The sequence below is a fragment of the Borreliella japonica genome, from assembly GCF_900099615.1.
GTDB classification, from domain to species: domain Bacteria; phylum Spirochaetota; class Spirochaetia; order Borreliales; family Borreliaceae; genus Borreliella; species Borreliella japonica.
Genome location: NZ_FMTE01000004.1, coordinates 204,847 through 210,946, shown reverse-complemented (window position 1 = coordinate 210,946; position 6,100 = coordinate 204,847). Strand labels below are relative to the sequence as shown.

4 protein-coding genes and 1 pseudogene are annotated in these 6,100 nt (G+C 26.4%); 2 read left to right on the top strand and 3 right to left on the bottom strand.

The genetic code is table 11. The features are described 5' to 3' along the window. Window positions 1-673: 673 nt before the first annotated feature. The gene (locus BLO14_RS04270) at window positions 674-1,240 is read left to right on the top strand and encodes a hypothetical protein (protein WP_091973280.1); all 567 of its coding nucleotides are present in this window, start codon (window positions 674-676) and stop codon (window positions 1,238-1,240) included. A 243-nt stretch (window positions 1,241-1,483) separates the two neighbouring features. Here BLO14_RS04270 and BLO14_RS04265 read toward each other — a convergent pair whose 3' ends face one another. After that, window positions 1,484-3,271 (bottom strand): phosphoglucomutase, encoded by a 1,788-nt coding sequence (locus BLO14_RS04265; RefSeq protein WP_200780509.1) that lies wholly within the window; start codon window positions 3,269-3,271, stop codon window positions 1,484-1,486. 151 nt (window positions 3,272-3,422) lie between these two features. Here BLO14_RS04265 and BLO14_RS06225 point away from each other — a divergent pair. Then, window positions 3,423-3,855 (top strand): annotated as a pseudogene (locus BLO14_RS06225) (UTP--glucose-1-phosphate uridylyltransferase); the annotation flags it as partial. A gap of 54 nt (window positions 3,856-3,909) precedes the next feature. Here BLO14_RS06225 and trpS read toward each other — a convergent pair. After that, on the bottom strand, window positions 3,910-4,965 hold the full coding sequence (gene trpS / locus BLO14_RS04255; RefSeq protein WP_091973277.1) for a tryptophan--tRNA ligase: 1,056 nt from the start codon (window positions 4,963-4,965) through the stop codon (window positions 3,910-3,912). 2 nt (window positions 4,966-4,967) lie between these two features. Next, a complete protein-coding gene (locus tag BLO14_RS04250) occupies window positions 4,968-6,056 on the bottom strand; it encodes an AI-2E family transporter (protein ID WP_091973274.1) in 1,089 nt (362 codons plus the stop codon). Between the last annotated feature and the right edge of the window lie 44 nt (window positions 6,057-6,100).

Sequence of the window (6,100 nt, the reverse complement as noted above, 5' to 3'; positions counted from 1 at the left end):
ACTAAGCCAACAATTCAAGTTAAGTTTATTATTTTAAAAATATTGTTATAAAATGGTGAAAAAGTTACTTTTAGCAAAGTGATTTTTAAAGAAAGCAATAGAGAAACTAAAGAACTTTTACAAATTAAAGAAAATAATGTTTATAGCTATAAAAATATAGCTATGCATCATAATGGATTTTAAAACTAAAGATATTAAAAATAAAGAGTTTGTAGTCTACATAAAGAGTATATATAGTATATATTAGTAATATTTTGTAATTCTTTTTTACGTTAATTAACTATAAACGTATTTTTAAAAAAAGCATCTGTCTTATAACATGTTTTAGTTTTGATCGGTTTACACAACATTTTGTAATTGCTAAAACCCAGGCTTATAAATTTATAAATATTGAAGGGTTTATCAAAAAATTCTTGATGGTGTTATCACTATTGATGGGAATTAAAGAAATCGGCTTTACTAATTTACTGTAAACTTACCCTCCCCCTTTTTTTCAGAATATAAGCGAGTTTCTCCAACTATTCTTTTCAATCAAATAGGGCGGCTCTCAATGGCAATATTGAAAATGTTTATCTTTATATACTCACAATCTTTTTGTAAGTTTTCTTTTTTAACGTCAATTAATTTTTCTTTATAGTATATAATATATAGTATACGATTATAAGCTGATTAAATGAAATATACTGCTGTTTTATTAATGTTTAGCGTTAATTTATTTTGTTTTCAAAATAAATTAACTATTTCCTGCTGGGAATTTCCTAAAGAAGATATAATTAAAAAAAAAATGAAAATGGGTATAATTTACCATAATTATATAAACCCTATCTTTTATAATGAAGACTACAAATACATTGCCTTCATCGGAATATTGATATCTTATAACGAATGGATTGAAATACAGTTCAGTCCCATCAATTTCTTTACTATCCCAATAAATAAAAATTTTGCTTCAAATACTTATTTCAATTTGGCTTTCACTATTTATATTGCTAAATATTCAATTATAGCTGATACAATTACTATAAAATTCTTCATTGGAACCCAAGTCGATTTAACCCTAAGAACCACTATATTTACAGGGAAAACAACTAATGCATTTCTCTATCCAAGCCTTCCCTTAATTACCTTAAAATTTGAAATTGATTTCATACCCAATAACTACAGCATTTACTCTAAATTATCAACTTCTTTTAAAGAATTTATTCTTTTAGATCTAGGAATTTCTATTTTTATGACATAAAAAATTTTAACCATTTTCATTCTTTTTGAAATTTTTAACAAGAAAATACCCAGCTATCTAAACACAAATTGATAAAGACCGAAAACAAATCTTTAAAACAACTTTATTTTACTAAGGAATTTTTTTCCAAATCTATAAATAAATGTCTTTTAAAATTTTAACCGTGACCTGCAAGCAAAGCTAAAATAGCATAATCATTTTTATTATCCTTAAAATAAAATATTGATAATTTTAATTATTTTATTATATCATATTTGCCTTTTCTATTAAGCTTTTATTAAGTTCTAGTAGTTTGAATAAAATGTTTCTTTTTGTATAAATAACCTCGCTGAGCACCCTTGTTACTGGTTCTGTTTTTGAGATTCTCATCCATAAGGTTGCAACAATTTCTTTATCAGTTTTTAATAATACCTTTAATCCTCCCGAGGCATCTCCTGTTCTAATCTTAGATTGTCTTTTGCCTTCATAATTAATTATTTCATAATCAATTATTGATAATCCTTGGAATAACCTATTGCTTTCTATCTCTTTAATCAATAGATTTTCATAATTTCTTTTTAAAATTTCTTGATTTTCTATTTTAAGATTTGTTAAATTTGCTTTCTTAGATGATACCATTACATTGCTGTAAAAATTTGTTGTGTTTAAAATATCTTTCAAGCTATATTCTTCTTTATAGTAGTTTTTAGACAATTTGCACCATATTTGGTAAAGTTCTTTCATTTTTAATAATTTTACGATACTAATCAGAGTAGTAATTGGATCTCTTACTCTTGAAGGATCTATTATGCAACCCCCATTTGATCCCTCTCCCGAGATTTTTACAATCAATCCCTGGGCTCTTAAATCATCTGCCATTTCTGTTAGATTGGCTTCTCCAACTTCTACTCTATAAACTTTGGCATTGAAAAAATTTGCAATTTTTTCAATATTTAGAGATGTTGCATCGTTGGTTACTATTGCTATGTCATTTTTTATTCCTGTATAATAAAGATAGCTAAGTTCTGAAATTACTACAAGTGCAAATATTTTTTGTGCTTCGATGATATTTGCAGTGTTTGTAACTTTGTCTATAAACACTAGATTGCCTCTATCTCCATCACAATCCGGTACATATCCTAGTTCAAAAAAATTGTCTTGTATATATTTTTTTTGTAGTATCTTTTTACATTCATTTAAAGATTTTCCTTCGGGAATAATATTATGCTTAAAAATACCTATTTTGTCATTATATAATTCTATTTTTAATCCCAAAGACTCTAACAATTCTTTATCTATTGAATTTATTCTAGAGCTTCCATTCATTTCTGCTATTATTCCAATTGGATTTTTTAGTATTCTTTTCTTTAATTTTTCGATATTTTTATTATTAATATCGTTTTCATACGCTATTTCATGTATTAATGATTTATATGCTTCGTAAGATTGGTTTTTATTTTTTCTTTCTAATTCTATTGTTTTGTTATAATGCTCTAAATGGGATTTATTTTCATCAAATTTGTTTAGAATATTAATTAAATGATTTATTAATTTTTCGTTTTGGCTATTATTTTTAATTTGTTTTATTATTTCATGAGTTTTTGCAGAATTTAATACACCACCATCGTTTAACCCTATTTTGATCCCGTTGTATCCTGTTGGATTATGGCTTGCAGAGATATAAATGAAGCCCTTTGAATCTTTGCTTTTTTTTGTACAAGCTAAAATTTCAGTTATTGGAAGTATGCCAAAAAACTTAATCTTTTCTTTGCTTGTTATTAATATTTTTAGTGTTATTTCTACAATAATGTTACCGGTTGGTCTTGAGTCTAATCCTAATCCAATATAGGGTTTGGATTCATTTTTAAAATAATTTGATACTGTGAAGATTATTAGCGCTATTAATACTTTATCTTCATTACCTATTTCATTTTCTGTTGAATCTTCATTTTTTGATTTTGCAAAAATTTTTCTAAATCCCGAAGGAGAAAATATCATTTCATCAAAAGCTTTTTTAAAATTTTTCATGTTAAGTGAATATTGTTTAAGCATGTAAATTTCTTCTCATTGATATTTTAGTCATATTATTTCTATAATAATCAATAATATGATAGCTTATATTATTATACTTAAAAATTTGTTTTTTTGCTTATATTAATTAACTTTATCTTAAGGATTTTAGTTTTTATTGATGAATTTTGTTGATAATTTTAAATCCATTAAATATTTTTATGATTCTTCTAAATTTTTGTATTCAGAAAAAGGTGATTATTATGTTTTTTTCTTGCGATCTTAAAAATTTAGAACTAATTTTTTTATATATCTTTCTTTTGGAATATTAATGGGGAATTGTTTTTATTTAGCTAAATATAGGGGAGAGGTAAATGAAGGTTTATATATGCTATATGAATCTAAAATACTTGAATTTAAGGGCATACCCCCAGCTTATATTAACAAAGACGTTAGTTTTGAATTTCCATTTTTGTCTTTTAAAAAATCGGATATCTTTTAATGGTTGTCAAAAGAATTTATTTGTAGATGATTTGATTAAAAGTGTAAATTTTTGCAATCTCAAAAAAAAAGATATTTTTACAGTTATTAGACCTTTAGTTTATTGTTATGCAAAACTGAATAGTTAATACTGTTTGATTCAAATCATAAGTTAATCGCTACTATAAGTCTGCATAAAATCAGCAATTTTCATTCTTCATTTTTTCAACACTACATTTTATTCCATTCCAAGTTTTTGAAAGTCCTATTAAATCTTTAACATCTTTTACTACTTTATTTGCAATAAATCTTGCCTTGCTAGTACCATCAAAAATAATTTCATTAATGTAATCTTTTTTTTTTGTTTCATAAAAACTTCTTTTATCTCTGATTGGTTTTAAAAAGCTATTCAAAGCTAAAAACAATTTCTTCTTAACCTCAACATCACCTACTTTGCCCTTCTTATACCTACTTTTAAGATCTTCAACTTCTTCATGATTACTATTAAAAATACTGTGATAAATAAAAACGGGGTTACCGTCAACATTACCAGGAATATCTGCCCTTATTCTATTTGGATCTGTATACATAGACATAATTTTTTTTTCTAATAAATCTTCAGTATCCTTTAAAAAAATTGCATTATCAAGACTCTTGCTCATTTTATTTTTACCATAAATACCCACCAAAGGACGAGAATCTGTGAAAACAGATTCGGGTATTGGGAAAAAATTATTTTCGTACAAATGATTAAATCTTCTTGCAAGTTCCCTTGCAAATTCAATATGAGATTCATTGTCACGCCCAACAGGAACTAAATTTGCTTTTGCCATTAAAATATCTGAACTCATAAGAACAGGATATCCTAAAAGACCATAAGGAACATCTTTAAGTCCAGCCACAATGCTCATGTCCTTTATACTTGGAATCCTTTGCAAACGAGCAACAGTAACAATCATTGAAAATATTAAATGAAGCTCAAAGAGCTCAGGTATGGCTGATTGCAAATATATACTAACCTTATTAGGATTAATTCCACAAGCAAGATAATCTAAAACCATTTCTCTAACATTATAAGGTATTGTATTGATACTTTTTAAATCGGGCCTTGTGGTCAAAGTATGCAAATCGGCTATAATAAAATATGTTTCATATTCTTCTTGAAATTTCAACCGATTTACTACAGATCCTACATAATGTCCTAAATGTAGAGCACCGGTAGGTCTATCCCCTGTAAGCATAACCTTTCTTTTCAAAATCAAATCTCCCTATCTTTATCTGAAACATGACCAACATTGTTTAAAATCTCAGAACCACCTAAAAATACAGAAAAAGACTTTAACCAGCTTACATTATCAACTATTACCTTTACAATGACAGTAAAAGGGTAAGCTATTAAAAGGCCCACAATGCCCCAAAGCCATCCCCAAAAAAACAAAAAACATAAGAGCAAAAATGGTGAAATATCAAGTCTTTCCCCTTGCATTTTAGGCTCAAGAATATTTCCAATCAAAACTTGAACAGAAGTATTGTATATTAATATATAAAGCACTATGTTTAAATTTGGATAAAATTGTATTAAAGATGTTATCACAATGAAAAACACAGCCAATATAGACCCAATGCTGGGAATAAAATTAAAAACAAAAGTAAGAACTGCCCAAACAAGAGGAAAGTCTTGTCCAAACAAAGTTAATCCAATAAACACTAAAATTCCTGTTAAACAGCTCACAAAAATTTTTATCCCTAAATATTTTCCAATTTGATTATTAATCGTATCTAGAGCTTCAATAAATCTAGTAGATACTGGCTTTTTAAAAGCTTTGTCAAGTTTCATTCCAAAAACATGTATTTCTGAAAGCAAAAAATACAACAACAAAAAAACTACTACTAAGCTACTTGTAAATCCAATAATCTCATTAGAAGCTCTTGTTAAAAACGGATAAATGTAGCCAGAAAAATTCATATCATTAATAACAGAACTATCAACTTTATATCGACTAAGCACATCTTTCATAATAAATGCCAATTGATTTTGATAGTAGGGCAATTGCTTCATTAAAACAGTAACACTGTAATAAACAAAACTAAAAATCAAATAAGAAAAAGAAAATAATAAAAAAAATATAAGAAAAACTATTAAAAATTTTGGAACTTTGAATCTTGCCAAAAAAGTATAAACAGGATAAACTAAAAATCCCAACACTATAGAAATAGCCAAGGGTTTAAGTACGGCTTCTGCTATTTTAAAAGCTCCAATAAATATTGAAACTATAACAATACAATAAAAAACAGATTCTACTCTCCAAGGTTTTAGCCTTTGATTTGTATTCAAATCTTTAAACATATCTCCTCTTTTCGTTTTTTTTAATGCTTTTATCAATAATTAAA